The organism is Paenibacillus intestini (assembly GCF_030803945.1).
GTDB classification, from domain to species: Bacteria; Bacillota; Bacilli; order Paenibacillales; family Paenibacillaceae; genus Paenibacillus; species Paenibacillus polysaccharolyticus.
The window spans coordinates 32,488-57,397 of the sequence record NZ_JAURUN010000009.1 but is presented as its reverse complement, the minus strand read 5'-3'; the positions used below and the strand labels follow the sequence as shown (position 1 = coordinate 57,397).

The following is a 24,910-nucleotide window of genomic DNA, read 5'->3' as shown; positions in this document are numbered from 1 at the left end:
AGTGAACTTATGTATTTTTCATAAGAAGTACTGAATTTCATATGTAGCAAAACAGAAGTACAAGGTAACTTGAATTATATAATATGTATGCGTTTACATCAATGGTGGACAAGCGTTTTGGTTCCTTTTCCCTAGATAAAGTTCAACTTTCGCGGGATTGTTCATTCGGTTGGAGTTATGCACGATATCAACTTTTGTGAACGTACATGCGTTCATTTCATAATTAGTACATATTGTTCACTTCTCAATTCGCAGTATCGTTCACCAATGGGAGGAAGCTTCAGTATTCATTAACGAAGAAGTCAGTCTACAATGAATTCAGAGCTTCACCGTTACATTTTGGGAGGGATCGAGCCATGCTCAAAGAATTGAACAAAAACAAAATCATGTTTCTGATGCTGCTACCCACGCTGATCTTTTTTCTCATTAACTCGTATTTTCCGATGGTCGGTATTTACTACGCATTTACCAGTTATGATTTTGCAGGTGGATTATTCGGAAGCCCCTTTGTCGGGTTAGACAACTTTAAATTTCTCTGGCAATCGGGAATGCTGTTGAAACTTACGACCAATACCGTAGGGTATAACCTGGCTTTCATTATACTGGGGAACGGTCTGGCGATCTTTTGTGCGATCATGCTCAGTGAAATTCGGGGCAAGTTGTTCAAAAAAATAACCCAGTCCGTCATGTTCCTGCCGTACTTTATCTCTTTTGTTCTATTAAGTGTAATCGCTTACAACATGTTTAACTATGAATCTGGGTTTGTGAATACCGTGCTCAAACGTTTTGAGGCAGGGCCGGTGGATATCTACAACACACCATGGATATGGGTGTTTCTGATCATTATCTTTTACTTATGGAAAAACCTCGGGTACAGCATGGTCATCTATCTGGCCGCTATAACGGGAATAAGTGACGAGTATTATGAAGCGGCGCGCATTGACGGGGCGAACATCTTTCAGCGGATCTGGTACATCACCGTGCCAATGCTCAAACCAACGTTTGTCATTCTCCTGTTATTCTCGCTTGGCAGCATCATGAAAGGACAGTTTGACCTGTTCTATCAATTGATCGGGAATAACGGCGTGCTCTACAACGCTACAGATATTATTGATACGTATGTCTATCGTTCACTGAAAGTAACCTTTGATATCGGTATGGCAACAGCAGCTGGCTTGTACCAATCATTATTCGGGTTCATTCTCATCATGACGGTCAACTACATTATCCGCAAAATTAACGAAGATTACGCCTTGTTCTAGAATAAGCACGCCTATAGGGCAGAAGGGAGAACAACTATGAGCACACAAACGCATACCCAAAGACGGATACGGACCCGGACCCGTGCCAAAGATTCGGAATTCAACTTGGCTTTTCAGCTCATTGCCTATGGTATCATCATTGTTTTGTCATTGATGTGTCTGCTGCCATTCCTGCTCATTTTGTCAGGTTCATTCAGCAGCAACGAATCGATCGTGCGGGATGGGTATCATCTTTTTCCAACACACTTCTCTCTGGAAGGTTACAAAATGGTATTCAAATTCCCCACACAGGTACTCAAAGCGTATGGCGTTACGGTGTTCACAACGGTTGTGGGAACAACACTGGGCCTGTTTTTTATCACGATGGCGGGATTTGTGCTCCAGCGTAAAGATTTCAAATACCGGAACACGTTCTCCTTTTTCATTTACTTCACAACGTTGTTTGGCGGAGGTCTTGTGCCCTGGTACATTATGCTGGCGAACTACTTCAATCTGACGGATACGTATACGGTACTCATTTTCCCAGGGTTAATGACACCATTTCTGATCATTCTGATGAAAAACTTTATTCGCTCCGCGGTGCCGGATGAACTGATCGAATCGGCGAAGATTGACGGTGCCAACGATTTCCGGATCTATTTCAGCATTGTGTTAAAACTGGCGATGCCGGGCATTGCAACCGTTGGACTGTTTCTTGCCCTGGGTTATTGGAATGACTGGTTTACATCTTCCTTGTTTATCAACAACCCGGATATGTACCAGCTCCAATTTTATTTGTACAACACGATGAATACGATTACCTTCATTGACCAGATGGCGATTGGTACGGGGGTAACGCTCAGTCAAGACGTTCCAACAGAGTCGACCAAGATGGCAATGGCGATTATCGTAACAGGCCCGATTTTATTCCTGTATCCGTTTGTTCAACGTTATTTTGTCAAAGGACTCACCATTGGAGCTGTAAAAGGTTAGAACGTATACACGCTGGGGACGTCAGGCTACTGAGGATATGAATGGTCTGATGCATAGCGGGTCTGCGCTAACATATAGGTTTAACACAAAAAGGGAGGATGCATATGCGTAAAAAAATGATTCGGCACCTGTCTATGGTACTTGTTCTGATGTTATTTGCTGGCGTGCTGGCCGCGTGTAACGGTGGCGGTTCTGGAGGGAATGCGCAAGGTAATGCTCAGGGAGGCTCAACGGATAATAAAGGCGAAAAAGTAACCCTGCAATTTTACATGCTTGGAGATGCTCCGAAAGACCTGCCTGTGATTGAGTCGGAGATTAACAAGCTTGCTGAAGCCGATCTGAATGTAAATGTAAAATTCAACTTTACGTCTTGGACGGACTGGGATCAAAAATATAAATTGTTGCTGTCTTCCGGACAGCCGATTGACTTAATCTTTACAGCAGACTGGACGAACTACCAGTCTTATGCGAAGAAAGGTGCTTTCCTGCCGCTGGATGAACTGTTGGCAAAAACACCAAAGCTCAAATCTCATGTCCCGGATGATATGTGGAATGCGGTTAAGATTAACGATAAAATCTACACGGTTCCATCCACGTGGATCGAATACGTAACGGAAGGTATTGCATACCGTGAAGACCTGCGTGAGAAGTATAATCTGCCGAAGCCGGAATCGATGGAAACGCTCGAAGCATACCTGGACGGCATCAAGGCGAATGAGCCCAACATGATTCCGATTGCAGACAGCAATGCAAACCATACCCATGGTGTTCGTCAATTGACTTCCAAGCTGGTAAATACGGCGGGTCAGCTTCCATATGGCCTGGATATTATGTATGATACACCATCAACAGTGACGTCCTATTGGGGATCACCACAGCATTTACAAGACCTGAAAACATACAAACGTTGGATGGATAAAGGATTTTTCCCGAAAAACGTACTGAATGTGAAGGATACATCCAATTCCCTGTTGCAAAATGGTAAAGCAGCTGTCATTCTCGCTGGGGAGAATCCGAACAAATTCAATTCTGATGTGATCAAGGTTCAGTCCACTCACCCGGACTGGAAGCTCGGATATTTCCCATATCCGAATGCGAAAGGTTTTGCACAGCCGGTGCATCCGATTCACAACGGTTTTGCTATTCCGCGAAGCAGTAAAAACCCGGAAAGAGCACTGGAATTTTACGAGAAGCTTGTAACCGACAAACGTTACAACTGGCTGACCGAGTATGGTGTGGAAGGCAAAAACTTTGAAGTAAAAGACGGATACTATCATATGATTGGCGATGCACAAAGCAATGGTTTCCCGCGTGAAGGCATGAATGGCTGGGCATGGCGTAATCCGGAGTTTATGCTGTATGACAAGAGCTTTGATGATGTACTCGCTATGTTTAAAGACCTTGATAAGATCAAAAAACCGGATATCTTCACTGGTTTTGCCGAGGATTGGACACCTTATCAAGCTGAGAAAGCGGCTTTGGAGCAAGTCGAGAAGCAATATCTGTATCCACTTAACGTAGGCCTTGTTGCGGATGTAGAGGGCGGTTTGAATACGTTTATGGAAAAAGCAAAACAAGCCGGTCTGGACAAAATTCAGTCCGAGTATACAAAGCAATGGCAGGAGTATCTGAAATCTGCTGGTATACAATAAGCAGTGTGATTATTCTGCAGACTTAAGAAAAAAAGGTGCCTTCAGCTTCGAAGGCACCTTTTCTCTTCGTTATAAGAGACAAGAAGGACGGGATTTTCTAACTATACAAGGTTATAAACGGGTCGACTCTGATGATACAGGCCGCATATCCTGTAACAAATTCATAATAGACTGCGCGCTTTCCATCGGATGTACTTTGGCTATCTCGGCCAGATGGCGTTTTCGCTTCTCAAGCACCTCAGGATAGTGATGAAGCAGTTTGTTCATCCACTTTACAACCACATCAAGGGAGGTAATCCGTTCACCCAATCCTCTGGCCGTAAAATAATGTACATTCTCTTCCTCCTGACCCGGGATCGGATTATGAAACAGCATCGGAATACCTTTTGCCAAACCTTCACTGCAAGTCATTCCGCCTGGTTTTGTAATTAGTAGATCAGAGACTTCCATTAATTTATCAATTTCCGTTGTATACCCGATAATGTGGATATTTTCTTGTTGGAACAGTGGGTCCTGTTCCATGCTAATCCGAATTTTGTCATTACGTCCGAGACAGAAAATAATCTGGATATCTTCATGCCAGCGTGCTAACAATTGGTGAACAACTTTGTCACTGAGCATTCCCCAACCACCGCCCATCACAAGCACGGTAGGCATTTTTTTTAGGTTAAATCTGGATCGGATCTCGTCGTGCACGGGATGCTCCCAGAAGTTTGGGTGCACCGGGATACCGGTTACTTTGATTTTCTCTACGGATACGCCTCGTTGCATCAACTTGGATTTAACTTCGTCTGAGGAGACGAGATACAGATCCACTTCAGGACTAATCCATGTACCATGTGCATCATAATCCGTTAAAACGTTACATAAAGGCACCTTCGTACCTAACCGCTTTAACCTGGATATAACCGCACTTGGAATGGGATGCGTGCAGACAATAGCATCCGGATGCAACTGACGCACCACACTGCGGGTATGGGTGTAAAACACTTTGTGCAGTGCAAGAGTTGTTAACCGATTCAATGGCTTTTTATATTGCTGTCTGTACATGTATCCAACAAGTTTGGGTTGATTGGTCACCGTTCTTTTGTATGCATTAAGGATAAGTGGTGCTACTTTCGGGTTAAGAAAGCTTCCGAGTTCAAGCACTTTGGTCTGGATATTCGGCGACAGTTTTCGTAAGTGGCTGGACAATGCATAAGCAGCTTGGGTATGCCCTGCGCCAAAGCCCTCAGATAATAGTAAGATTCTTTTTTTCTCCACGCTTGCTTCACCTGTTCCTGCTAGGTTTTCCTGAGTCTAACATATCGGCTTTAAGTCCAGAATGCAACTGTAGCAAGTGCGACTAAAGTACCGATTGTGGCTCCTGCCAAAACATCGGACGGATAGTGTAGCCCCAGATAGATTCGAGAGAATCCGACAATAAGGGCCACAGGAAGCAAAGTCAGCAATAGAAACGGCTCAGTAGTCATAAAGGGTACTGTGACCGAAAAAATAGCGGTTGTATGCCCCGACGGAAACGAATGATCTGTCAGTGGGTTGCGAAACGTTATTGTATCAGGCAAGGCCAGATAAGGTCGAATGCGAGGATACAATTTTTTGGCAATGGCTACAGGAATATGACTTACCGCTAATGCGATACAGGCTTGAAGTCCAGTCGTACTCCATGGAGCCGGGGCCAGTAGCCAGATTAACAAAGATACTGCAATGGAAGAAGTTGCTCCACCAAGATGGGTGAAATAGTACAGCCAGAAATTCATAAAACGATTATGAAGCCGGCCGTTAATCCACATAAACACATTACGATCGTACTTTTGAAACTTTAAGAAAAAACGGCTCATATTGGCCTCCTGCCAGTCAGGCCGTCCCGAGGACGGCAGTATTTCCGGGAAGTTACCCGTGTCGGTTTGCCACCTGTTAAGTATATAACCGATTTTGAAGGTCTTGAGGTTATTTCAGGCATATGTTTATCATATTTTTAAATGTTGTCCTTTTCAAGAAGAAGACATGTGAAGAACGTAAAATTCATGTAAAAGAGTGGATGAAAAACCAATGGTCTTTTTTGACTTCATTCTGCTAAAAAAGATACAATGATTCAACATGGCTGAAATGAGGTAAAAAAATGTGAGTTTTAGATTAAACTTTTTGGTGGCCATTTACGTTATTTGATGTAGAGAGACGGTTCAGTTGCAGTAAGCCACATCAAAAAGAAGGGACTTTAGAAATAAAAATCAAGAAAACGGCTGAAAATAAGATATATCAGGCATGAATGCGAGGTTGTGGCATCACGGAGTGGCTATTCAGCGTTTAAAGTTCACATTTCTGCTTCAGAAAGTGGAATTGGGGTTTTGACAAATTGCTGAAAAGAATACAGAATCGATAAAGCAGCCAACTGGCCGCAGCCATGATTTGAAACATTGTCTGAATGACTGACGTAGTACACAAAAGCACAGGGTCATATTCTGCAATTACAAAAAAAATAAAATGCAGAATCAGGAAGAGAAAATGCTAAAGTAATCTGGGTTTTATCTAAAAGGGGGTAACAGAGAACGATGTTGGACGCTATATTCGTCACGCTGCAGGTCATTTTGGCACTGCTTGCCGTGTACCAATTCACGTTTTCGCTGTTCGGTCTGTATAAGAAAAAGAAAAAGAAAAATTATCCTGCAACAAAATCATTTGCTGTGCTGGTTGCTGCACACAATGAGGAACAAGTTATTGGTGCGTTGATGGAAAACCTGAAGGAACTGGATTATCCGAGAGATCTGTACGATGTATTTGTCATCTGTGACAACTGTACAGACAGCACGGCAGAAATCGTTCGTCAGCATGGTTGGAATGCATGTGTACGTACGAATCCAGACTTGAGAGGTAAAGGGCACGCCATCGAGTGGATGCTTAAATACCTGTGGGATTTGCCGCGTCAGTATGATGCGGTTGTAATGCTTGATGCTGATAATCTGGTTGAGCAAAACTTCTTGCTCGAAATGAACAATGACTTGTGCAATGGAGCACGCGTTATTCAGGGATACATCGATACGAAAAATCCTGAAGATTCATGGATCACTGCGGCTTATGGTGTATCGTACTGGTATATCAACCGTCTATGGCAGTTGTCTCGTCACAACCTGAACATGGCGAATTTCCTCGGCGGTACAGGGATGTGCTTCGAAACCAATCTGCTGAAAGAAATTGGCTGGGGCGCTACAAGCCTTGTAGAAGACCTGGAGTTTACGATGCGAAGTGTACAGCGTAATGTGTATCCGGTGTTTAACTATGATGCCAAAGTTTTCGATGAGAAACCATTAACATTTAAAGCTTCAGCTAGACAACGTTTGCGCTGGATGCAAGGGCACTTTACGGTAGCAAGAAGATACTTCTTCCCATTGTTATGGCAGTCCATTAAAGAAAGAAGTCTCGTGAAGTTTGACCTTGCTGTATATGGTGCCAATGTGTATGTGGTGTTGCTCACTTTCCTGTTGACGGCTGTCATGTCAATTGATATTTACGTATTGGACGGCCCACATATCGCTAACATTTATGGATATTTCCCATTGTGGGTTGGTTTCATAGCGATCGGCATGAACGTGTTAACGTTTCTGTTGTCCATGGCGCTCGAAAAAGTTAAGTTTGCTAAAGTGTATCTGTATCTGATTCTTTTCCCGATTTATTTGTTGTCATGGTATCCAATTACGTTTTATGCGTTCTTTACGCAAAACAACAAACAATGGAGCCACACGCAACATACACGGGTTGTACGCCTGGACGAAGTACAGAGCAAACAAGGCTAACTTTTGGATCGATTAATTGGTGAACCTCTGCCTAGCTATGAATGTTGTCACACTGTTTTGAAAAAAAAGTGTTTTGTATGTTGACAATGTTTGTTGGCAGGTGTTATAGTATTCAAGTGCGTTAAACAAATAGCAAAATGGAATCACAAGCAGAAGTCCGACTTCTCACCTGACCAACATACGTTGGCTGGTCAACGATCCCAATAATTTATGAAGTGTATACTCATGAAGAATTGTGTTGATTACAGGGATGTCGGTAGCTTGACCGGCATCCCTTTTATTTTTGTGTAACAGGATATTCAAAATGACCTGGAGGTGGACGGTTATTAGTAAAGATCACATGATTAATGACGAGATTCGGGCGAAGGAAGTACGCCTTGTCGGAGCTGAAGGAGAACAAATCGGGATCACTCCCATTCGTGAAGCACTTCAAATGGCAATTGACCTGAACTTGGACCTGGTTAATGTGGCCCCACAGGCTAAACCGCCGGTGTGCCGCATCATGGACTATGGCAAATTCCGCTATGAGCAACAAAAGAAAGAAAAAGAAGCCCGTAAGAACCAGAAAATTGTTGACATTAAAGAAGTATGGTTCCGTTCCAATATTGAGGAGCACGATTATCAAACGAAGCTTCGTAATGTAGTTAAGTTTTTGAAAGAAGGCGACAAAGTGAAATGCTCCGTTCGTTATCGCGGACGTGAGATTGCACATGCGTCTATTGGTCAACGGATTTTGGAACGCGTTAAGGTAGAAGTTGCAGAACTTTGTACCGTTGAACGTCAACCGAAACTGGAAGGCCGCAGTATGATTATGATCTTGGCTCCTAAAGCCTGATAACATTGGAGGAGGAAACACAACATGCCTAAAATGAAAACACACAGCAGTTTGAAAGGACGCTTCAAAATTACCGGTTCCGGTAAAGTCCTTCGTTACAAAGCTCACAAAAACCACTTGCTTTCTCACAAATCCAAACGTGCTAAGCGCGTTCTGAACGGCAACCCTGTAATGGCTGCTGGTGACGTTAGACGTTTGAAACAAGGTTTGGCTAACCTGAAAGGTTAATTCAAAATAGTAGATTCCGTACGGGGGATTGGCTTCGGCCATACACATACCACGGATACATTTATATTTATTTGGGAGGTTCTTTAATATGGCAAGAGTAAAAGGCGGTTTTGTAGTACGTCGTCGTCATAAAAAGGTTTTGAAACTGGCAAGAGGTTATTTCGGTTCCAAACACCGTATCTTTAAAACAGCTAATGAGCAAGTAATGAAATCCCTGGTATACGCATACCGTGACCGTCGCAACACAAAACGTAACTTCCGCAGACTGTGGATCGTTCGTATCAATGCTGCAGCACGTATGAACGGTTTGTCTTACAACAAATTGATCCACGGATTGAAACTTGCTGGTGTAGACATGAACCGCAAAATGCTGGCTGATCTGGCCGTTAATGACATCAATGCGTTCAACTCTTTGGCTACTGTAGCTAAAGGTAAAATTAACGCTTAAATCTGTATGAAGTAAGCCGCCGTACCTATGGCGGCTTTTTTTACGGACTGGAGAATAAAAACGGCTTAGGAAGAACAACCTAAACTTATCGCAAAAGCTGGAAGTGATAGCAGAGTGCGAGCGCCGTTGGTGAATAACACAGCATGGCATTACATAAAACACGAACGGTACAATAATACAAATGAATTAGAGTGGTTTTACGAAAATTTAGAAGTGGGTGTGATATTTTTGTTATATAACATCACATCGTTGTAACGTTAGTGTGTTAAAACGTTAAATTATTAAGCGCTTTCAATAAAAAAGTACAAAAATAAGTGCTTTTTGGTGATTATACATCTGGATTTTAACACTGGTTGATTGTATAATCACCTCTAGTAGGCCAGTCCTAAATTTTTCTTTTCGGGTCATAATGTTCGGCTTTTCGACAGATGAACAGATGCATCGAGCAAAAGAATGCGCTTTTAGTGAGCCATTGGCGAAACATTTCGCTTTTAACCTGTTCTTTATATCTGTTGATCCGTGCAATGCAGACGAGATTTGAAAGGGACATATTATTAAGGGGGAAAAAGAGAAATGAAAAAAATGCTTAGCCTGTCTCTGGTAATGTTGCTGGCAGTATCGGTTATGCTCGCAGGATGCGGAAGCAAACCAAAAGAAGAAACAAATGCCGGAGGAGACAATGGTGGAACTTCCACTGAAGCCAAATCCGATGTTCAAATCGGTATGGTTACTGACGTAGGCGGCGTGAACGACAAATCCTTTAACCAATCCGCTTGGGAAGCACTGCAAGCAACCGAAACTGAAACAGGTGCTAAAGTTAAATACCTGCAAAGTAAATCCGATGAAGAATATATTCCAAACTTGAACGAATTTGTTAAAGGTGGATATGATCTAACTTGGGGTATTGGTTTCCAACTGGCTGATGCGATCAAAACGGTAGCAGAACAAAACCCTGACTCTAAACTGGCGATCATCGACAGCGTAGTGGATGCAGCTAACGTGAAATCCGTAACGTTCGCTGAAGAAGAAGGATCTTATCTTGTTGGTGTTGTTGCTGGTCTTAGCACTAAAACAAACAAAGTTGGTTTCGTAGGTGGTATGGATAGTCCACTGATCAAAAAGTTTGAAGTTGGTTTCAGAGAAGGGGTTAAAGCAGTAAACCCTAAAGCTGAATTCATCTCTAACTACACAGGTGCTTTTGACAAGCCTGACTTGGGTAAAGCAGCTGCAGCTACATTGTACAACAAAGGCGTTGACATCATTTTCCACGCTTCCGGTGCAACAGGTAACGGCGTGTTCAATGAAGCGATTGCTCGTAAAAAACAAGGTCAAGATGTATGGGTTATCGGTGTGGATAAAGACCAATCCCTTGAATTTGGCGATGAAGTGACACTGACTTCCATGATTAAAAAAGTAGACGAAGCGGTTAAACGCGTGAATAAAGAAGTTGTTGACGGTACATTCGCGGGTGGATCTGAGAATCTGACGCTGAAAGAAAACGGCGTTGGCATTGCGGACACTTCCAGTAAAAATGTATCACCAGAAGTTCTGGCTAAAGTTGACGAATACAAAGAAAAAATCATCAGCGGCGAAATCAAAGTACCTACTGAGTAATACGAATTCGTAGTCATTTTGATATCTGCTGTATCATAATCATCCGGGCCGGTCTTGACCGGCCTTGTGATTGTAAAGCCAGGAACATTTGATCAAGGCATTATAACATTTGTACAATCTAACTATTGCAATAGTGCTCCGAGTAGGAGCTTTTCTTTCGTTTGCGGAACCAAACTATATCAGTTATAAGGGTGATTACATGGGTGCAGCAACCCCCGTCGTTGAGTTGAAACAGATAACGAAGCGTTTCCCAGGCATTGTTGCCAACGACGCCATCAGCCTTCAGCTTCAGAAAGGCGAAATTCATGCTCTACTGGGCGAAAACGGCGCTGGTAAGTCAACATTGATGAACATTGTTTTTGGTCTCTATCAGCCAGATGAAGGTTCCATTGAAGTGAATGGCAAACCTGTCATCATTGACAGTCCGAACCGGGCGATCGATCTTGGCATCGGTATGGTGCATCAGCACTTTAAGCTTGTGCAGCCGTTCACGGTAACAGAGAACATTATTTTGGGATCCGAGCCTACAAAGGGTCTCAATATTAACTATAAAAAGGCCGCTGCAGAAGTACAGCGCTTGTCCGAGCAATATGGACTCAAAGTAAATCCTCACGCCAAAATTCACGATATTTCTGTCGGCATGCAGCAGCGTGTTGAGATTGTTAAAACGCTATATCGCGGTGCGGACATTTTGATCTTTGATGAACCAACAGCAGTACTTACACCACAAGAAATCAAAGAGCTGATGGTCATCATGAAAAAGCTTGTCGCTGAAGGCAAGTCGATCATTCTGATTACGCACAAGCTGAAAGAAATTATGGAAATTTCGGATACGGTTACGATTATTCGTCGTGGTAAAGTCATTGATTCGGTTAAAACTTCGGAAACCAATCCGAATGAACTTGCAGAAAAAATGGTTGGCCGAAACGTTACGTTTAAAGTGGATAAGAAGCCTGCCACACCTGGAGCCAATGTACTTGAGGTCAGCAAGCTGATGGCCAAAAATAAAGAAGGTATCGCGGTTCTGAACGATCTGAACTTAAATGTGCGTGCTGGAGAGATTGTTGGTATTGCCGGGGTAGACGGTAATGGTCAAAGTGAATTGATTGAAGCCTTGACAGGGTTGCGCAAAGTGGATAGCGGATCGATCCGTTTGGAAGGAAAAGAGCTTTCCAATCACTCTCCTCGTCACATCTCAGAAGCGGGCATTGCTCATATTCCGGAGGATCGTCATAAGCATGGGCTTGTTCTGGATTTTTCGGTGAGTGAAAATATCGTTCTGGAATCATATTACAAGGAGCCGTATACGCGCAAAGGCTTCCTGAATTTTGATGCGATAAAAAAGCAGGCCAAGCGGCTTGTAGAAGCATTCGACGTGCGTACACCGAGTATCGAGACGAAAGCACGTTCCTTGTCGGGAGGAAACCAGCAGAAAGCCATTATAGCCCGTGAGGTGGATAAAAACCCTGAATTGCTGATTGCTGCCCAGCCAACACGTGGATTGGACGTAGGGGCTATCGAGTTCGTGCAAAAGCAATTGATTGCTCAGCGCGATCAGGGGAAGGCTGTTTTATTGATTTCGTTCGAACTCGATGAGATTATGAACGTTTCAGACCGCATCGCGGTTATATATGAAGGACAGATCGTTGGCGAGGTGCTGCCGGAAGAAACCAATGACAGGGAGCTTGGCTTGATGATGGCGGGCAGCACCCAAAAGAGAGGTACTGTGCATGAATAAAGTGTTAAAATGGTTTACCCGAGATTCGTTTATTTTGCCTGTTGTAGCGATTCTGATGGGACTTATTCTCGGCGGAATTGTTATGCTAATTGGTGGATATAACCCGTTTGAAGCATACGGTGCTTTATTCAAAAAAGTATTTGGTGACATGTACAACTTCGGGGAAGCTGTGCGGGAAATGACTCCGCTCATTATGACAGGCCTTGCTTTTGCTTTTGCGGCTCGTGCCGGGTTGTTTAATATCGGGGGCGAAGGACAGTTTCTCGTAGGGATGACAGCAGCTACGTTTGTAGGTGTGAAGTTTACTGGTCTGCCTATTTATATTCATGCACCACTGGCGCTAATTGCGGGTGCGGTATTTGGTGGGCTCTGGGCAGCAATTGCTGGTTACCTGAAAGCTGCACGCGGGGTCAACGAAGTTATCAGTAGTATTATGCTGAACTGGATTGGTTTATATTTAGCCAATCTGATCGTGCGTCAATTTTTGCTTTTGCAAGGGGAGAACCGCTCCGTTGATATCAGCGAATCGGCTTCGATCAGTCTGACTTGGCTTTCTGAATTGATGGGCAATTCACGTGTTCATATGGGAACGTTGATTGCTCTTGTAATGGCAGTGCTCTTTTATATCTACATGTGGAAAACAAAGCAGGGATATGAAATCCGTGCCGTCGGTTATAACCCGAATGCAGCGGAATATGCAGGTATGCATGTTAATCGGAATATCGTCAAAGCGATGTTTATCAGTGGCATGCTCGCAGGGCTTGGCGGAGCGTTCCAGGTTCTCGGGGTATTCCAGTATCAGACCGTAATGTCTGGTTCTCCAGGCACCGGGTTTGACGGGATCGCAGTTGCTTTGATTGGTCTAAATCATCCGTTTGGAGTGTTACTTGGTGCGTTGCTCTTTGGTACGCTTACTTACGGTTCTGCAGGAATGAGCTTTGCTGCGGATGTACCACCTGAGATTATTCGGATTGTCATCGGTTCGATTATCTTCTTCATTGCCGCACAAGGCATCGTGCGCTGGGTACTTAAACCGTTCTATTCCAAGCGCAAGAAAGAGAAGGTGTTGTAGATGGACTTGTTGACAATCGGGCAAATTATCAATACGACGCTTGTCTTTGCTACGGCATTGATTTTTGCTTCCCTTGGCGGGATATTCTCGGAAAAATCTGGGGTAACAAACCTTGGACTTGAAGGTTTCATGGTGTTTGGTGCGTTCGCAGCCGGTATTGGTGCTCACTATGCCCAAGAAGCGGGTATGGGCGGGACAACATCGGCGTGGATGGGGGTACTGCTTGCCATCGTGCTTGGTGTACTCGTTTCACTTATTCACGCGGTAGCATCCATTACGTTTAAAGCTGATCAGATTATCAGTGGTATCGTCATTAACTTTTTAGCGGCAGGAAGTACACTGTATTTGGTAAAACTGCTGTTTGAAGGTTCAGGTGATTCACCTTTGGTACAAGGCTTCAGCAAATTTAATGTGCCGTTTCTCGAAAACATTCCTTTGCTTGGAGAAGCATTTTTCAAAAATGTATATCCAACGACTTACCTAGCGATTTTGTTTGTATTCCTGACATATTACATTATGTTTAAAACACCGTTTGGACTTCGTCTGCGTTCTGTAGGTGAACATCCAAGCGCGGCGGATACTGTCGGGGTTAAAGTTCGTCGTTACCGTTACGTTGCTGTTATGATCAGTGGTGCACTTGCGGCGATTGGTGGAGCAGCCATTACATTGACAACAACAGGTACGTTTTCGCATAATACCGTTTCCGGTCAAGGTTACATTGCGATTGCAGCGATGATCTTTGGTAAATGGAATCCAATCGGTGCTTTCGGCGCGGCTGTATTTTTTGGATTCTCTCAAGCGATCCGTAACTATGTGCAATTGTTTGAATGGTCACAGAGTATTCCCCAGGAAATTATTTTCATGTTGCCTTATTTGCTTACGATCATCGTTCTGGTGGCTGCGGTTGGACGTTCTTCGGCTCCATCTGCGCTGGGCGAACCGTATGATCCTGGTAAAAGGTAACTTTAGCAAACCGGATATCATTTGTTATCCAAAACATAATTTCGAGAAAAGACCTGCGATTTTAAGCGGGTCTTTTTTTTGTGCGCTCCATTGTAGTACCCAACTTTTAAGGTAGGGACAAAGAAACAGGCGAATTCGGTCATGGACGAATACACTGTTTTGAATGATCCGAGGAGGAGGGATAGTATGAGAAAACAGGTTACGCGTACTGAAGCGATGAAACTTATAGGCAAAAACATAGTTGCGGTCAAAAAAGACGGTACTCGGGTTACGGGGAAACTGTTAAAAGTATCAGGTAACAAACTCGTTCTCAAGCGTTTAGGTGGAAAAAAAGTACGTACCAAAGCCATCTTGCCTTTGGTATTATTTGATCTGCTGGCCATTGCGACCTTACCTTACGCTTATGGCCAAGGCCCGGGATTTGGACCAGGGTATGGTCCAGGTCCGAAACCTGATTGTTGCCCAGGGTACGGCCCTGGTTATGGACCTGGATCGGGTTACGGCCCAGGCCCAGGATATGGTCCTTATGGTCCCGGACCGAGACCGCCTGGATTTTTCTAAAAGCGACTAGAGTCTTTTTTCCATTTCGTAACAGCGACTGATCAGGATATATCTCAGGTTTTGATATCCATTTTTTTGATAGAATTGATTCCCCTTGATATTGCCTTCATCCACCATGACTTTGGATTTTTTGCAACCACGGGATGCTGCAAAGTTCTCTGCTTCATGCAGTAATGTCTGTCCGTAACGCTTTCGTTGCTCTTTCGAACTAACGGCCATCATATCTACGTAAAGTAGTTCTCCATGCATGAGAAAATGAATGAATGCCACAGCAGGTTTATTTGGCTCCGGCGAGATTACAAAGGTCATGCCCCTGTTCATTCGCAGGGGTATTTCTTTGCGTATTTTATGGATTTCCTTCTCGCTCATATGTGATAAAGGAACAAGCTGTGTGTCAATCAGCTTCATAATTGCTCCGTCATCCAGCTTGGATGAACGCTGACGAATGATCATGCGGGGCCTCCTTTCAAGGCCAGTCGTGCGGCCTGTATATCTTATGCCTGGGGCGAGATAAAAGGTGACTGCATGAAGGCCGGACATTGAGGCAATCATAGAGTGGAGAGCGTGTGTAAATGTGGTTAGCATATTTTTATCAAAAACAGGTATTGACTTATCGGTTAGAGGAATCATATAATGTTCCTAACATTTAACGAGAATATTTCATCGGCTATGAAGAGGACGAAGTTTTAAGGGCTCTTTTGCTCAGAGAGTGGATGGATTTGCTGAAACCACCACCATTACCCCTTATATACGAGCTCACCTCGGAGCTGTTTTCCTGAAAAGCATTGGAACGTCAAATCCATGCGTATTAGGGGGAATCGTAAGTCTGCGTTACAGACAACAGGTATGGGAGACGACTACGTCGTTTGTACATCGTTTTGTTATACCTGGTAAGGTCCGTTATTGCGAAATTTCGGACAAAGTTGGGTGGTACCACGGAAGCGATAACCTTTCGTCCCTCGCAAGCATGAACTTGTTTGCAGGGATGGAAGGTTTTTTTGTACCTTTTTATGTCAGAATGGTGTAAATTTCGAGAGGAGGATGACTAATGGGAGCTCAAATTCCAGAAGTACGATCGACAGATGAATTACGTGAAAGATGGATGAAGCCGGAGGTCATTAGCGGTTCCGAGATTTTGCTAAGAAGTTTGCTGCTTGAAGGTGTGGACTGTGTCTTCGGTTATCCGGGCGGTGCGGTATTGTACATTTACGATGCGATGTATGGCTTTGAAGATTTCAAACACGTTCTAACTCGTCACGAGCAAGGTGCCATTCATGCGGCTGACGGTTATGCACGAGCAAGTGGAAAAGTCGGCGTATGTATCGCGACCTCCGGTCCAGGTGCAACGAACCTCGTTACAGGAATTGCAACGGCATATATGGATTCCGTACCACTGGTTGTCATTACGGGTAATGTCAATTCCAGCTTAATCGGCTCGGATGCTTTCCAGGAAGCGGATATCACTGGTATTACAATGCCGATCACCAAACACAGTTATCTGGTGAAAGATGTAAAAGACCTGGCGGGCATCATTCATGAGGCATTCCATATTGCTAATACCGGACGTAAAGGACCTGTACTGATCGATATTCCAAAAGATGTATCGGCAAACAAAACGTTGTTTGAACCGAGCACTGAACCTGTTATATTGAGAGGGTACAATCCACGCACGGTACCGAATAAACTGCAGGTGGATCGTTTGGCACAGGCCATTCAGGAAGCAGAGCGACCAATGATTATTGCAGGTGGCGGTGTAGTTTACTCTGGCGGACACGAAGCGCTTTTCGAGTTTGTGGAGAAGACGGGCATCCCGATCACAACAACACTTCTCGGACTTGGAGCTTTTCCAAGTGGACATGAGCTTTGGACTGGAATGCCGGGAATGCACGGAACCTACACGTCGAACATGGCCATTCAGCAATCGGACTTGCTCATCAACATCGGTGCACGATTTGATGACCGGGTAACGGGTAAGCTGGACGGATTCGCACCACACGCGAAAATTGTCCATATCGACATTGATCCTGCAGAGATCGGCAAAAACATTGCGACAGATATTCCGATTGTAGGCGATGTGAAAACAGTACTGGAGATTGCAAACAAGGAAATTGGACGTGCTGAACGTGCAGATGCCTGGAGAGATCAGATCAAACAGTGGAAACAGGAAAAGCCATATAGCTACACGGATTCGGATGAAGTGTTAAAGCCGCAATGGGTTGTTGAATTGTTGAACGACACCACAAAAGGTGAAGCAATCGTAACAACGGACGTTGGACAACATCAAATGTGGGCAGCACAATACTACAAATTTAATCAACCGCGCTCATGGGTTACTTCAGGTGGACTTGGAACAATGGGCTTTGGATTCCCATCTGCGATCGGTGCACAAATGGCTAATCCGGATCGACTGGTAATCTCCATTAACGGAGACGGCGGGATGCAGATGTGTTCTCAGGAACTGGCAATCTGTGCGATCAATAACATTCCAGTTAAAATTGTAATTATTAACAACGAAGTACTTGGTATGGTTCGTCAGTGGCAGGAACTGATTTACGAAAATCGCTACAGTCACATTGATCTGGCAGGAAGCCCTGATTTTGTGAAGTTGGCTGAAGCTTATGGAGTGAAGGGACTGCGGGCAACGAACAAGGAAGAAGCCGAGCGTGCATGGCAGGAAGCTTTGGATACACCAGGGCCAGTCGTTGTAGAATTCGTTGTACGTAAGGATGAGAATGTATATCCAATGGTTCCGCAAGGAGCAACAATCGATCAAATGCTGATGGGAGATGCTGAAGAATGATAAGACATACGATTTCGATATTGGTTAATGACCAGCCAGGTGTCCTTCAGCGTGTATCCGGATTGTTTGGTCGACGCGGGTATAACATCGAAAGCATTACAGTAGGTCAATCTGAAGAGCCAGGACTTTCCCGAATGGTCATTGTTACGATTGGTGACGACAAAACACTCGAACAGATTGAAAAACAGCTGTATAAAATTATTGATGTTATCAAAGTGGTTGACTTTAGCTTGAAACCGATGGTTGCTCGTGAACTCGCGCTGATCAAGGTGAAGGCGGAGCCCTCGGAGCGTCCGGAAATTTTGGGTGTGGTGGAAACCTTCCGCGCATCGGTTGTCGATGTAGGCCCAGCAAGTCTGATGGTACAGGCCGTTGGTGATACGGACAAAATTGATGCGATGATCGAACTGCTCAAGCCATATGGCATTCGTGAATTGTCCCGTACAGGCGTAACAGCATTGGTACGAGGCAACGTATAGAGGTATAATGAAATCAAGATGGGCTGATCCATACATGAACACAATGATTTACTTGTGAAAATGCTCAGTTAGCGTAAAATAAATGCTATCTGATCCAAATGTGTCAGTCCAGTAACTGCTGTAAAGTAACATTTTAGTGATGTAACGCTTGAAAAGAGAGCCACACCCCCGCATTAACGAGCGGGTGTCTGAACGGATCGGATCAGAAGCGGCGATAATCAGCATTGATCAGGTAATTTTTTAAAAGATGTGAGGTTGACCGGTCCATTGAGACACCCGCTCATTAATGAAGGGTTCTTTACAATACAAAGGAGGACTTATAACATGCCAGTAACTACTTATTATGAACAGGATGCAGAGCTTAGCGTATTGAAAGGAAAAACGATCGCGGTGATCGGATATGGTAGCCAAGGTCATGCTCAGGCACAAAACCTGCGTGACAGCGGATTGAACGTAGTCATCGGACTTCGTGAAGGTAAATCTTTTGACGCTGCTAAAAATGATGGATTTGAAGTGTTGTCTCCGGCTGAAGCAACTAGCCGTGCAGATGTGGTTCAAATCTTGCTGCCGGATGAAACACAAGCTTCTGTATACAAAAACGAAATCGAACCAAACCTGAAAAAAGGCGCAGCATTGCTCTTCTCTCACGGTTTCAACGTTCACTTCGGCCAAATCGTTGCTCCAAAAGACAGCGATGTATTGCTGGTAGCTCCTAAGTCCCCTGGTCACATGGTACGTCGTACCTATGTAGAAGGATTCGGTGTTCCTGGTCTGATCGCGATCGAAAAAGATGCGACTGGTAAAGCGAAAGACATCGGTCTCGCTTATGCTAAAGGAATCGGCTGTACACGTGCAGGCGTTATCGAAACTTCCTTCCGTGAAGAAACAGAAACAGACTTGTTCGGTGAGCAAGCGGTTCTGTGTGGCGGTGTAAGTGCCCTCGTTAAAGCTGGATTCGAAACGTTGACAGAAGCTGGATATGCTCCAGAAATGGCGTACTTCGAGTGTCTGCACGAATTGAAACTAATCGTTGACATGATGTACGAAGGTGGACTTGCAAGCATGCGTGATTCCATCAGTAACACTGCGGAATATGGTGACTATGTAACTGGACCTCGCGTCGTTACTGAAGATACGAAGAAAGCAATGAAAGAAGTGCTTTCCGATATCCAACAAGGTAAATTCGCACGTGACTTCATCTTGGAAAACCAATCCGGCCGTGCATTCTTGACAGCAACACGTCGTAACGAAGCTGAACACCCAATCGAAGTGGTTGGCGGACAATTGCGTGAAATGATGCACTGGATCAAAAAGTAAGCAACGATTCCGTTCACTTTTTGAACAAGCATCTTAAGGGATTCGAGCAACTTACAGCGTGAACTGGAAATAGCGGCCGTGCTTATGCGTGAGCCGCTATTCTGGTTTACAGAAATGAATAATATGCAGGGGGTGCGAAGGTGCGTAAAATCTATGTATTTGACACAACGCTGCGGGATGGAGAACAATCTCCAGGAGTCAATCTGAACACTCGCGAAAAGGTGGAGATTGCCCATCAGCTGGAGCGTCTTGGCATTGACCGGATGGAAGCAGGTTTCCCAGCAGCATCTCCGGGTGACTTGGCCGCAGTCAACGCCGTAGCGAAAGCGGTTAAAAATATTACGGTGATCGGCTTGTCCCGCTCCAGAGAGCAGGATATCGATGCGGTCAAGGAAGCGCTTAAAGGTGCAGAAGATCCGTGCATTCACGTATTTCTGGCCACTTCGCCAATCCATCGCCAGCACAAGTTGCGCATGGATAAAGGGCAGGTTCTGGACACGGCTCGCTCTGCGATTCGTTATGCGAGGAAGACATTTTCCAAGATTGAGTTTTCCCTGGAGGATGCAGGGCGTACCGAGTATGATTTCCTCGTGGAAATGGTAAATATGGCAGTTGAAGAGGGTGCTTCTGTCGTTAACATTCCAGATACGGTCGGTTACCTGAGCCCATATGAATACGGGAATATTTTTAAACATCTGAAAGAAAATGTTCATAACATCGATAAAGTTCAGCTGAGTGCACACTGTCACAACGATCTGGGGATGGCAACAGCGAATACGCTTGCCGCCATTTTGAACGGCGCTGATCAGATTGAAGGTACGATTAACGGCATCGGAGAGCGTGCAGGCAACACCGCGATTGAAGAAATTGCGATGGCACTCGAAACACGTCAGGAGTTTTTCCAGGCGAAAACGACACTGCAGTTGTCCGAGATCGCACGTACCAGCCGCTTGGTTAGCCGTTTGACCGGTATGGTTGTTCCTGGCAACAAAGCAATCGTTGGAGCTAATGCCTTTGCTCATGAATCCGGTATTCACCAGGATGGTATGTTGAAGGAAAAAACAACCTACGAGATCATGACGCCAGAAACGATCGGTCTCAAAGAGAGCAAGCTAGTGCTTGGTAAACACTCCGGACGTCACGCGTTCCGTGAACGCTTGATTGAACTTGGGTATGAGTTGGACGATGAAGCACTGAACCGTGCTTTTGCACAATTTAAAGATCTGGCAGACAAGAAGAAAGAAGTTACCGATGAAGACCTGCTTGCCGTAATCGAAGAAAAGTTACAGGATGCACCTGAGGTGTACAAACTGGAATCGATCTTTGTTACGTACGGTGATGAATCCGTGCCTACAGCGAAAGTTCGTATTGCTACGCTGGATGGGGAGACGGTGGAAAAACAGGCAGAAGGTAATGGTTCGGTGGATGCGATCTATAACGCTATTGATCAGGTGAGCGGAGAAGAAGTAACGCTATCGGACTATTCCATCAAATCCGTAACACACGGTAAAGACGCACTTGGTGAAGTACATGTTGTCCTTACCCAAAATCAAGTTTCTGTTCAAGGGCGCGGTGTGAGCACAGATATTCTCGGTGCTAGCGCTCGTGCGTATGTTGACGGCTTGAACCAACTCATTGAGAAACGTAAAACGTACACCAACCGTGTGAACGTCAATTTGTAGAGAAGTACTGCACGGTGTGCTTGAAGTACAAATTTACAAACCTGCTAACTAGGTCGGTATAGTAAAGCCATAGTCGGTATAGTAAAGCTAAAGCCGAACATATTAAAAAGTCTGACCCTTCTGGAGTGGACTGTACCTGGTAGTGTAGACGTGATGAAGTCTATCTATGAGTACAGTCCAACAAGGGTCAGACTTTTTTTATTGTAAATTTACCAAGCGTATGCGTTAGGGGCGTGTCCGCCAGGACCAGGGAAGATTTCATCCAAACGGTTAAGAGTGGATTCATCGAGCGTCATGTCAAGACATTTCAAGGCGGTCTCGAATTGCTCCAGTGTGCGCGGACCAATGATTGGCGCAGTAACAGCTGGATTGGCAGCTACCCAGGCAAGTGCAACTGTATCCTGTGGCTCACCAAGATCACGGCAAAGTGCGGCGAAATCTTCAAGCTGCGTCTGATGTTTCTCAATTCGTTCTGCAATGCCTCCACTGCGAGTCCCTTCAAGTTTCTGTAAGGCATTGCGTCCGAGCAAACCGCCATCCAGCGGGCTCCATGGAATAACGCCAAGCCCGAGGGCTTTAGCGGCCGGTAATACCTCCAGTTCAGGCAGGCGGCAATTCAGGCTGTATTTATGTTGCTCAGATACAAGGCCGAGGAAGTGGCGGTTTTTCGCTTCGCTCTGAGCAAGGGCGATCTGCCACGCGGCAAAATTACTTGAACCGACATATCCGATTTTGCCTTGGTATACTGCATGTTCAAATGCACCCCACAACTCGTCCCATGTGATAACAGGGTCGACATGGTGCATTTGGTATAATTCAATATGATCGGTTTGCAGACGCTGAAGAGAGCCTTCAAGGTGACGTCTGATTTTATATGCGGAGAGACCGGCTTCATTGTTAGGGCCATCTGTTTCATCATGCATGGAACCGTAGACTTTGGTGGCAAGCACGACCTTTTCACGTCTGCCTCCGCCTTGTTTGAACCAACGTCCGATGATTTCTTCGGTGAGACCGGAATTTTCACCCCAGCCATAAATGTTAGCGGTATCAAAAAAGTTAACGCCGGCATCCAGTGCTGCGTCCATAATGCGGAAAGCTTCTTTCTCGTCCGTGGCTGGTCCAAAATTCATCGTACCGAGACAGATACGGCTGACCTTAAGGCCTGATTTACCCAAATACGAATATTGCATGTTAAACATCCCTCCAGCATACCTGATTTGATTTCAGCTATATTTTACCTTACCCTGAACTGGCGAACAACTTCGAAGTGCTTGTAATGATCCTTCTTATAGGCAAAAGCTATTAAAGTCATAGATTGTATATCTTGGTCAAATGACCGTAGAATATGATACAAAGAAGAGAGTTATTTATGAGACGATGTTTACACAGAAACGCTAACATGGGCGGATCAGTGATGAATGAAAATGAAGGAGTGGACAACCTATGGCAGACGTGAAAAAAATTGCAGTAATCGCAGGTGACGGAATTGGTCCTGAAGTTGTGGCCGAGGCGGAAAAAGTTCTGAAACGTACGGAGGAAGTGTTCGGTTATCGTTTTGAAACAGAGCACGCACTGTTTGGTGGTATTGCCATTGACGAGAAGGGCACGCCGCTTCCGGAAGAAACATTGACTGTATGTAAAAATGCAGATGCAGTGTTGCTTGGAGCAGTAGGTGGACCGAAATGGGATAATAACAGTAAAGAGTTGCGTCCTGAAACAGGACTGCTGGGTATTCGTAAAGCGCTTGGCTTGTTCTCCAACCTGCGTCCTGCCGTTGTGTTTGACTGTTTGAAAGACGCATCCACGCTGAAACCGGAAGTACTTGAAGGTACAGACCTGATGGTTGTTCGTGAACTGACGGGCGGAATTTATTTCGGTGAGAAGTTCAGACGTGAAAGTGCCCAAGGTGAAGAGGCAGTAGACACTTGTGCTTACAATGTTGCGGAAGTAGAGCGCATCGTTCGTCAAGCATTTGAGATCGCTCAAGGTCGCCGTAAAAAACTGGCTTCTGTCGACAAAGCTAACGTACTGGAAACATCCCGCCTCTGGCGTGAAGTGGTTAACCGTGTAGCTCCAGATTACCCGGATGTTGAACTGGAGCATGTGCTTGTAGACAATTGCGCGATGCAGTTGCTGCGTCGTCCGGCAAGCTTTGACGTCATCGTAACAGAGAATATGTTTGGTGACATATTGAGTGATGAAGCGGCTATGCTGACAGGCTCCATCGGTATGCTCGCTTCGGCATCGCTAGGTGAAGGAAGTTTCGGTCTGTATGAACCGGTACACGGCTCAGCGCCGGATATTGCCGGTCAAGGCTTGGCTAACCCGATTGCTACCATCTTGTCACTCGCGTTGATGTTCCGTACAACGTTTGGCTATGCAGAAGGTGCAGATGCGATTGAAGAAGCGGTAGCGAACGTGCTGAATGCGGGCCACCGTACAAGTGATATCGCTGTTGATAAGAGCAAAGCGATCAGCACGACCGAGATGGGCGATCTGATTGTTGCAGCTATTCAGAAAAAAGCTTAAGTTTCGTTTTAGCCTTGTCCACTTATTGAGACATTAACAGATCTCAGGTTACAGTCCTGTGGTTCGTATAAGAAACAGCCCTTTGATGCCCTAGTAGACCGTCTTTTGGTTTCTAATAGTGGAGAATGCAAAGGGCTGTTCCTTTCTCATTTACAACTCGAATTCGGCACGAAAATTTCTTATTTATAATTATTATAAAAAAATAACGTTTATAATCTTGACTTTGAGAAGTACGGATGATAACATTTTATTTGTACTTGAGAACAAGTATCAACAATTTAATGACAGGACAAGCGCCCTGCGTGCATCCTGATGATGAGCAATCCATATGGATGCTTACATAATCCCAAAGGAGGAATTTTTAGTTATGGCAGAACGTTTGGTTGGTAGACCAGCACCAGATTTCGCAATGGAAACAGTATCAGGAGACGGACAAGATTTTGGATCCGTTAAACTGTCCGATTACCGTGGCAAATGGCTCGTATTCTTCTTTTATCCTTTGGACTTCACATTTGTGTGCCCAACTGAAATTACAGCTTTGAGCGATGCTTCCGAGCAATTCAAAGCTTTGGATACAGAAATCCTTGGCGTGAGCGTAGACTCCGTACACAGTCACAAAGCATGGATCAACACACCTAAAGACAGCAACGGTCTTGGTCAGTTGAGCTTCCCGCTTGCTTCCGATATTACGAAGCAAGTAGCTAAAGATTACGGCGTTCTGATCGAAGAAGAAGGCGTAGCATTGCGCGGTCTGTTCATCATCGATCCAGAAGGCGAACTGAAATATCAAGTCGTTAACCACAACGATGTAGGCCGCAGTGTTGAAGAAACACTTCGCGTACTGCAAGCACTTCAATCCGGTGGATTGTGTGCAATGAACTGGAAACCAGGCGACAGCAATCTGTAAGCCGGTTTACTTGAACGATTGATGTTCAAGCCCTCATCCCCCTCGGGATTGAGGGCTTTT

The 24,910-nt window shown here is 44.8% G+C and carries 22 protein-coding genes; 18 read left to right on the top strand and 4 right to left on the bottom strand.

All coding sequences use genetic code 11. The features are described 5' to 3' along the window. Positions 1 to 356: 356 nt before the first annotated feature. From J2T16_RS21210 to J2T16_RS21200, 3 genes are all read left to right on the top strand, one after another. Positions 357 to 1,262 (top strand): ABC transporter permease, encoded by a 906-nt coding sequence (locus J2T16_RS21210; RefSeq protein ID WP_090922181.1) that lies wholly within the window; start codon positions 357 to 359, stop codon positions 1,260 to 1,262. A gap of 36 nt (positions 1,263 to 1,298) precedes the next feature. Further along, positions 1,299 to 2,234, top strand: a complete 936-nt coding sequence (locus J2T16_RS21205; protein WP_244159348.1) for a carbohydrate ABC transporter permease — start codon at positions 1,299 to 1,301, stop codon at positions 2,232 to 2,234. 98 nt (positions 2,235 to 2,332) lie between these two features. Beyond that, entirely contained in the window at positions 2,333 to 3,886 is a 1,554-nt protein-coding gene (locus J2T16_RS21200) for an ABC transporter substrate-binding protein (protein WP_221786828.1), read from the top strand. A gap of 111 nt (positions 3,887 to 3,997) precedes the next feature. Here J2T16_RS21200 and J2T16_RS21195 read toward each other — a convergent pair whose 3' ends face one another. Together J2T16_RS21195 and J2T16_RS21190 are read right to left on the bottom strand one after the other, a co-directional pair. Further along, entirely contained in the window at positions 3,998 to 5,149 is a 1,152-nt protein-coding gene (locus J2T16_RS21195) for an MGDG synthase family glycosyltransferase (protein ID WP_499019174.1), read from the bottom strand. Between the two features lie 50 nt (positions 5,150 to 5,199). Beyond that, the gene (locus J2T16_RS21190; protein WP_090922188.1) at positions 5,200 to 5,727 is read right to left on the bottom strand and encodes a phosphatase PAP2 family protein; all 528 of its coding nucleotides are present in this window, start codon (positions 5,725 to 5,727) and stop codon (positions 5,200 to 5,202) included. Positions 5,728 to 6,438: 711 nt separating this feature from the next. Here J2T16_RS21190 and J2T16_RS21185 point away from each other — a divergent pair. The 9 genes from J2T16_RS21185 to J2T16_RS21145 all read left to right on the top strand — a co-directional run bounded on the left by J2T16_RS21185 (position 6,439) and on the right by J2T16_RS21145 (position 15,136). Continuing rightward, positions 6,439 to 7,677, top strand: a complete 1,239-nt coding sequence (locus J2T16_RS21185; RefSeq protein WP_090922190.1) for a glycosyltransferase family 2 protein — start codon at positions 6,439 to 6,441, stop codon at positions 7,675 to 7,677. Between the two features lie 340 nt (positions 7,678 to 8,017). Then, on the top strand, positions 8,018 to 8,512 hold the full coding sequence (gene infC, locus J2T16_RS21180) for a translation initiation factor IF-3 (RefSeq protein WP_139168915.1): 495 nt from the start codon (positions 8,018 to 8,020) through the stop codon (positions 8,510 to 8,512). A gap of 24 nt (positions 8,513 to 8,536) precedes the next feature. Next, complete coding sequence (gene rpmI, locus J2T16_RS21175) at positions 8,537 to 8,740, top strand: 50S ribosomal protein L35 (protein WP_017689665.1); 204 nt, start codon at positions 8,537 to 8,539, stop codon at positions 8,738 to 8,740. An 88-nt stretch (positions 8,741 to 8,828) separates the two neighbouring features. After that, positions 8,829 to 9,188 (top strand): 50S ribosomal protein L20, encoded by a 360-nt coding sequence (gene rplT / locus J2T16_RS21170; protein ID WP_017689664.1) that lies wholly within the window; start codon positions 8,829 to 8,831, stop codon positions 9,186 to 9,188. A gap of 573 nt (positions 9,189 to 9,761) precedes the next feature. Then, entirely contained in the window at positions 9,762 to 10,802 is a 1,041-nt protein-coding gene (locus J2T16_RS21165; RefSeq protein ID WP_090922194.1) for a BMP family lipoprotein, read from the top strand. A gap of 199 nt (positions 10,803 to 11,001) precedes the next feature. After that, positions 11,002 to 12,540 (top strand): ABC transporter ATP-binding protein, encoded by a 1,539-nt coding sequence (locus J2T16_RS21160; protein ID WP_221786826.1) that lies wholly within the window; start codon positions 11,002 to 11,004, stop codon positions 12,538 to 12,540. Next, positions 12,533 to 13,612, top strand: a complete 1,080-nt coding sequence (locus J2T16_RS21155; protein ID WP_090922198.1) for an ABC transporter permease — start codon at positions 12,533 to 12,535, stop codon at positions 13,610 to 13,612. The genes J2T16_RS21160 and J2T16_RS21155 overlap by 8 nt, the downstream gene beginning before the upstream one ends. Continuing rightward, a complete protein-coding gene (locus J2T16_RS21150; RefSeq protein ID WP_090922200.1) occupies positions 13,613 to 14,575 on the top strand; it encodes an ABC transporter permease in 963 nt (320 codons plus the stop codon). Between the two features lie 186 nt (positions 14,576 to 14,761). Next, the gene (locus tag J2T16_RS21145; protein ID WP_221786825.1) at positions 14,762 to 15,136 is read left to right on the top strand and encodes a hypothetical protein; all 375 of its coding nucleotides are present in this window, start codon (positions 14,762 to 14,764) and stop codon (positions 15,134 to 15,136) included. 6 nt (positions 15,137 to 15,142) lie between these two features. Here J2T16_RS21145 and J2T16_RS21140 read toward each other — a convergent pair whose 3' ends face one another. Next, positions 15,143 to 15,586, bottom strand: coding sequence for a GNAT family N-acetyltransferase (locus J2T16_RS21140; protein WP_373323213.1), 444 nt, complete (start codon positions 15,584 to 15,586; stop codon positions 15,143 to 15,145). Positions 15,587 to 16,184: 598 nt separating this feature from the next. Between J2T16_RS21140 and ilvB the strand changes: the two genes are divergently transcribed. The 4 genes from ilvB to J2T16_RS21120 all read left to right on the top strand — a co-directional run bounded on the left by ilvB (position 16,185) and on the right by J2T16_RS21120 (position 21,414). After that, complete coding sequence (ilvB, locus tag J2T16_RS21135) at positions 16,185 to 17,936, top strand: biosynthetic-type acetolactate synthase large subunit (protein ID WP_336122176.1); 1,752 nt, start codon at positions 16,185 to 16,187, stop codon at positions 17,934 to 17,936. Further along, positions 17,933 to 18,415, top strand: a complete 483-nt coding sequence (gene ilvN, locus J2T16_RS21130) for an acetolactate synthase small subunit (protein ID WP_090922209.1) — start codon at positions 17,933 to 17,935, stop codon at positions 18,413 to 18,415. The genes ilvB and ilvN overlap by 4 nt, the downstream gene beginning before the upstream one ends. Before the next feature lie 324 nt (positions 18,416 to 18,739). After that, entirely contained in the window at positions 18,740 to 19,732 is a 993-nt protein-coding gene (ilvC, locus tag J2T16_RS21125) for a ketol-acid reductoisomerase (RefSeq protein WP_090922211.1), read from the top strand. A gap of 140 nt (positions 19,733 to 19,872) precedes the next feature. Continuing rightward, positions 19,873 to 21,414: a 2-isopropylmalate synthase gene (locus tag J2T16_RS21120; protein WP_221786822.1), complete on the top strand. Its 1,542-nt coding sequence runs from the start codon at positions 19,873 to 19,875 to the stop codon at positions 21,412 to 21,414. A gap of 209 nt (positions 21,415 to 21,623) precedes the next feature. Here J2T16_RS21120 and J2T16_RS21115 read toward each other — a convergent pair whose 3' ends face one another. Then, entirely contained in the window at positions 21,624 to 22,604 is a 981-nt protein-coding gene (locus tag J2T16_RS21115; RefSeq protein ID WP_090922215.1) for an aldo/keto reductase, read from the bottom strand. A 253-nt stretch (positions 22,605 to 22,857) separates the two neighbouring features. On the opposite strand from J2T16_RS21115, the gene leuB reads away from it, so the two are divergent. Together leuB and J2T16_RS21105 are read left to right on the top strand one after the other, a co-directional pair. After that, positions 22,858 to 23,943, top strand: coding sequence for a 3-isopropylmalate dehydrogenase (gene leuB, locus J2T16_RS21110; RefSeq protein WP_110897647.1), 1,086 nt, complete (start codon positions 22,858 to 22,860; stop codon positions 23,941 to 23,943). Between the two features lie 367 nt (positions 23,944 to 24,310). Further along, positions 24,311 to 24,850: a peroxiredoxin gene (locus tag J2T16_RS21105; protein WP_090922219.1), complete on the top strand. Its 540-nt coding sequence runs from the start codon at positions 24,311 to 24,313 to the stop codon at positions 24,848 to 24,850. Positions 24,851 to 24,910 lie beyond the last annotated feature (60 nt).

Bases quoted from the DNA above. Each gene is read 5' to 3' on its own strand.
- J2T16_RS21210 (WP_090922181.1), top strand. From the start codon at position 357: ATGCTCAAAGAATTGAACAAAAACAAAATCATGTTTCTGATGCTGCTA.
- J2T16_RS21205 (WP_244159348.1), top strand. From the start codon at position 1,299: ATGAGCACACAAACGCATACCCAAAGACGGATACGGACCCGGACCCGT.
- J2T16_RS21200 (WP_221786828.1), top strand. From the start codon at position 2,333: ATGCATATGCGTAAAAAAATGATTCGGCACCTGTCTATGGTACTTGTT.
- J2T16_RS21190 (WP_090922188.1), bottom strand. From the start codon at position 5,727: ATGAGCCGTTTTTTCTTAAAGTTTCAAAAGTACGATCGTAATGTGTTT.
- J2T16_RS21185 (WP_090922190.1), top strand. From the start codon at position 6,439: ATGTTGGACGCTATATTCGTCACGCTGCAGGTCATTTTGGCACTGCTT.
- infC (WP_139168915.1), top strand. From the start codon at position 8,018: ATGATTAATGACGAGATTCGGGCGAAGGAAGTACGCCTTGTCGGAGCT.
- rpmI (WP_017689665.1), top strand. From the start codon at position 8,537: ATGCCTAAAATGAAAACACACAGCAGTTTGAAAGGACGCTTCAAAATT.
- rplT (WP_017689664.1), top strand. From the start codon at position 8,829: ATGGCAAGAGTAAAAGGCGGTTTTGTAGTACGTCGTCGTCATAAAAAG.
- J2T16_RS21165 (WP_090922194.1), top strand. From the start codon at position 9,762: ATGAAAAAAATGCTTAGCCTGTCTCTGGTAATGTTGCTGGCAGTATCG.
- J2T16_RS21160 (WP_221786826.1), top strand. From the start codon at position 11,002: ATGGGTGCAGCAACCCCCGTCGTTGAGTTGAAACAGATAACGAAGCGT.
- J2T16_RS21155 (WP_090922198.1), top strand. From the start codon at position 12,533: ATGAATAAAGTGTTAAAATGGTTTACCCGAGATTCGTTTATTTTGCCT.
- J2T16_RS21150 (WP_090922200.1), top strand. From the start codon at position 13,613: ATGGACTTGTTGACAATCGGGCAAATTATCAATACGACGCTTGTCTTT.
- J2T16_RS21145 (WP_221786825.1), top strand. From the start codon at position 14,762: ATGAGAAAACAGGTTACGCGTACTGAAGCGATGAAACTTATAGGCAAA.
- ilvB (WP_336122176.1), top strand. From the start codon at position 16,185: ATGGGAGCTCAAATTCCAGAAGTACGATCGACAGATGAATTACGTGAA.
- ilvN (WP_090922209.1), top strand. From the start codon at position 17,933: ATGATAAGACATACGATTTCGATATTGGTTAATGACCAGCCAGGTGTC.
- ilvC (WP_090922211.1), top strand. From the start codon at position 18,740: ATGCCAGTAACTACTTATTATGAACAGGATGCAGAGCTTAGCGTATTG.
- J2T16_RS21115 (WP_090922215.1), bottom strand. From the start codon at position 22,604: ATGCAATATTCGTATTTGGGTAAATCAGGCCTTAAGGTCAGCCGTATC.
- leuB (WP_110897647.1), top strand. From the start codon at position 22,858: ATGGCAGACGTGAAAAAAATTGCAGTAATCGCAGGTGACGGAATTGGT.
- J2T16_RS21105 (WP_090922219.1), top strand. From the start codon at position 24,311: ATGGCAGAACGTTTGGTTGGTAGACCAGCACCAGATTTCGCAATGGAA.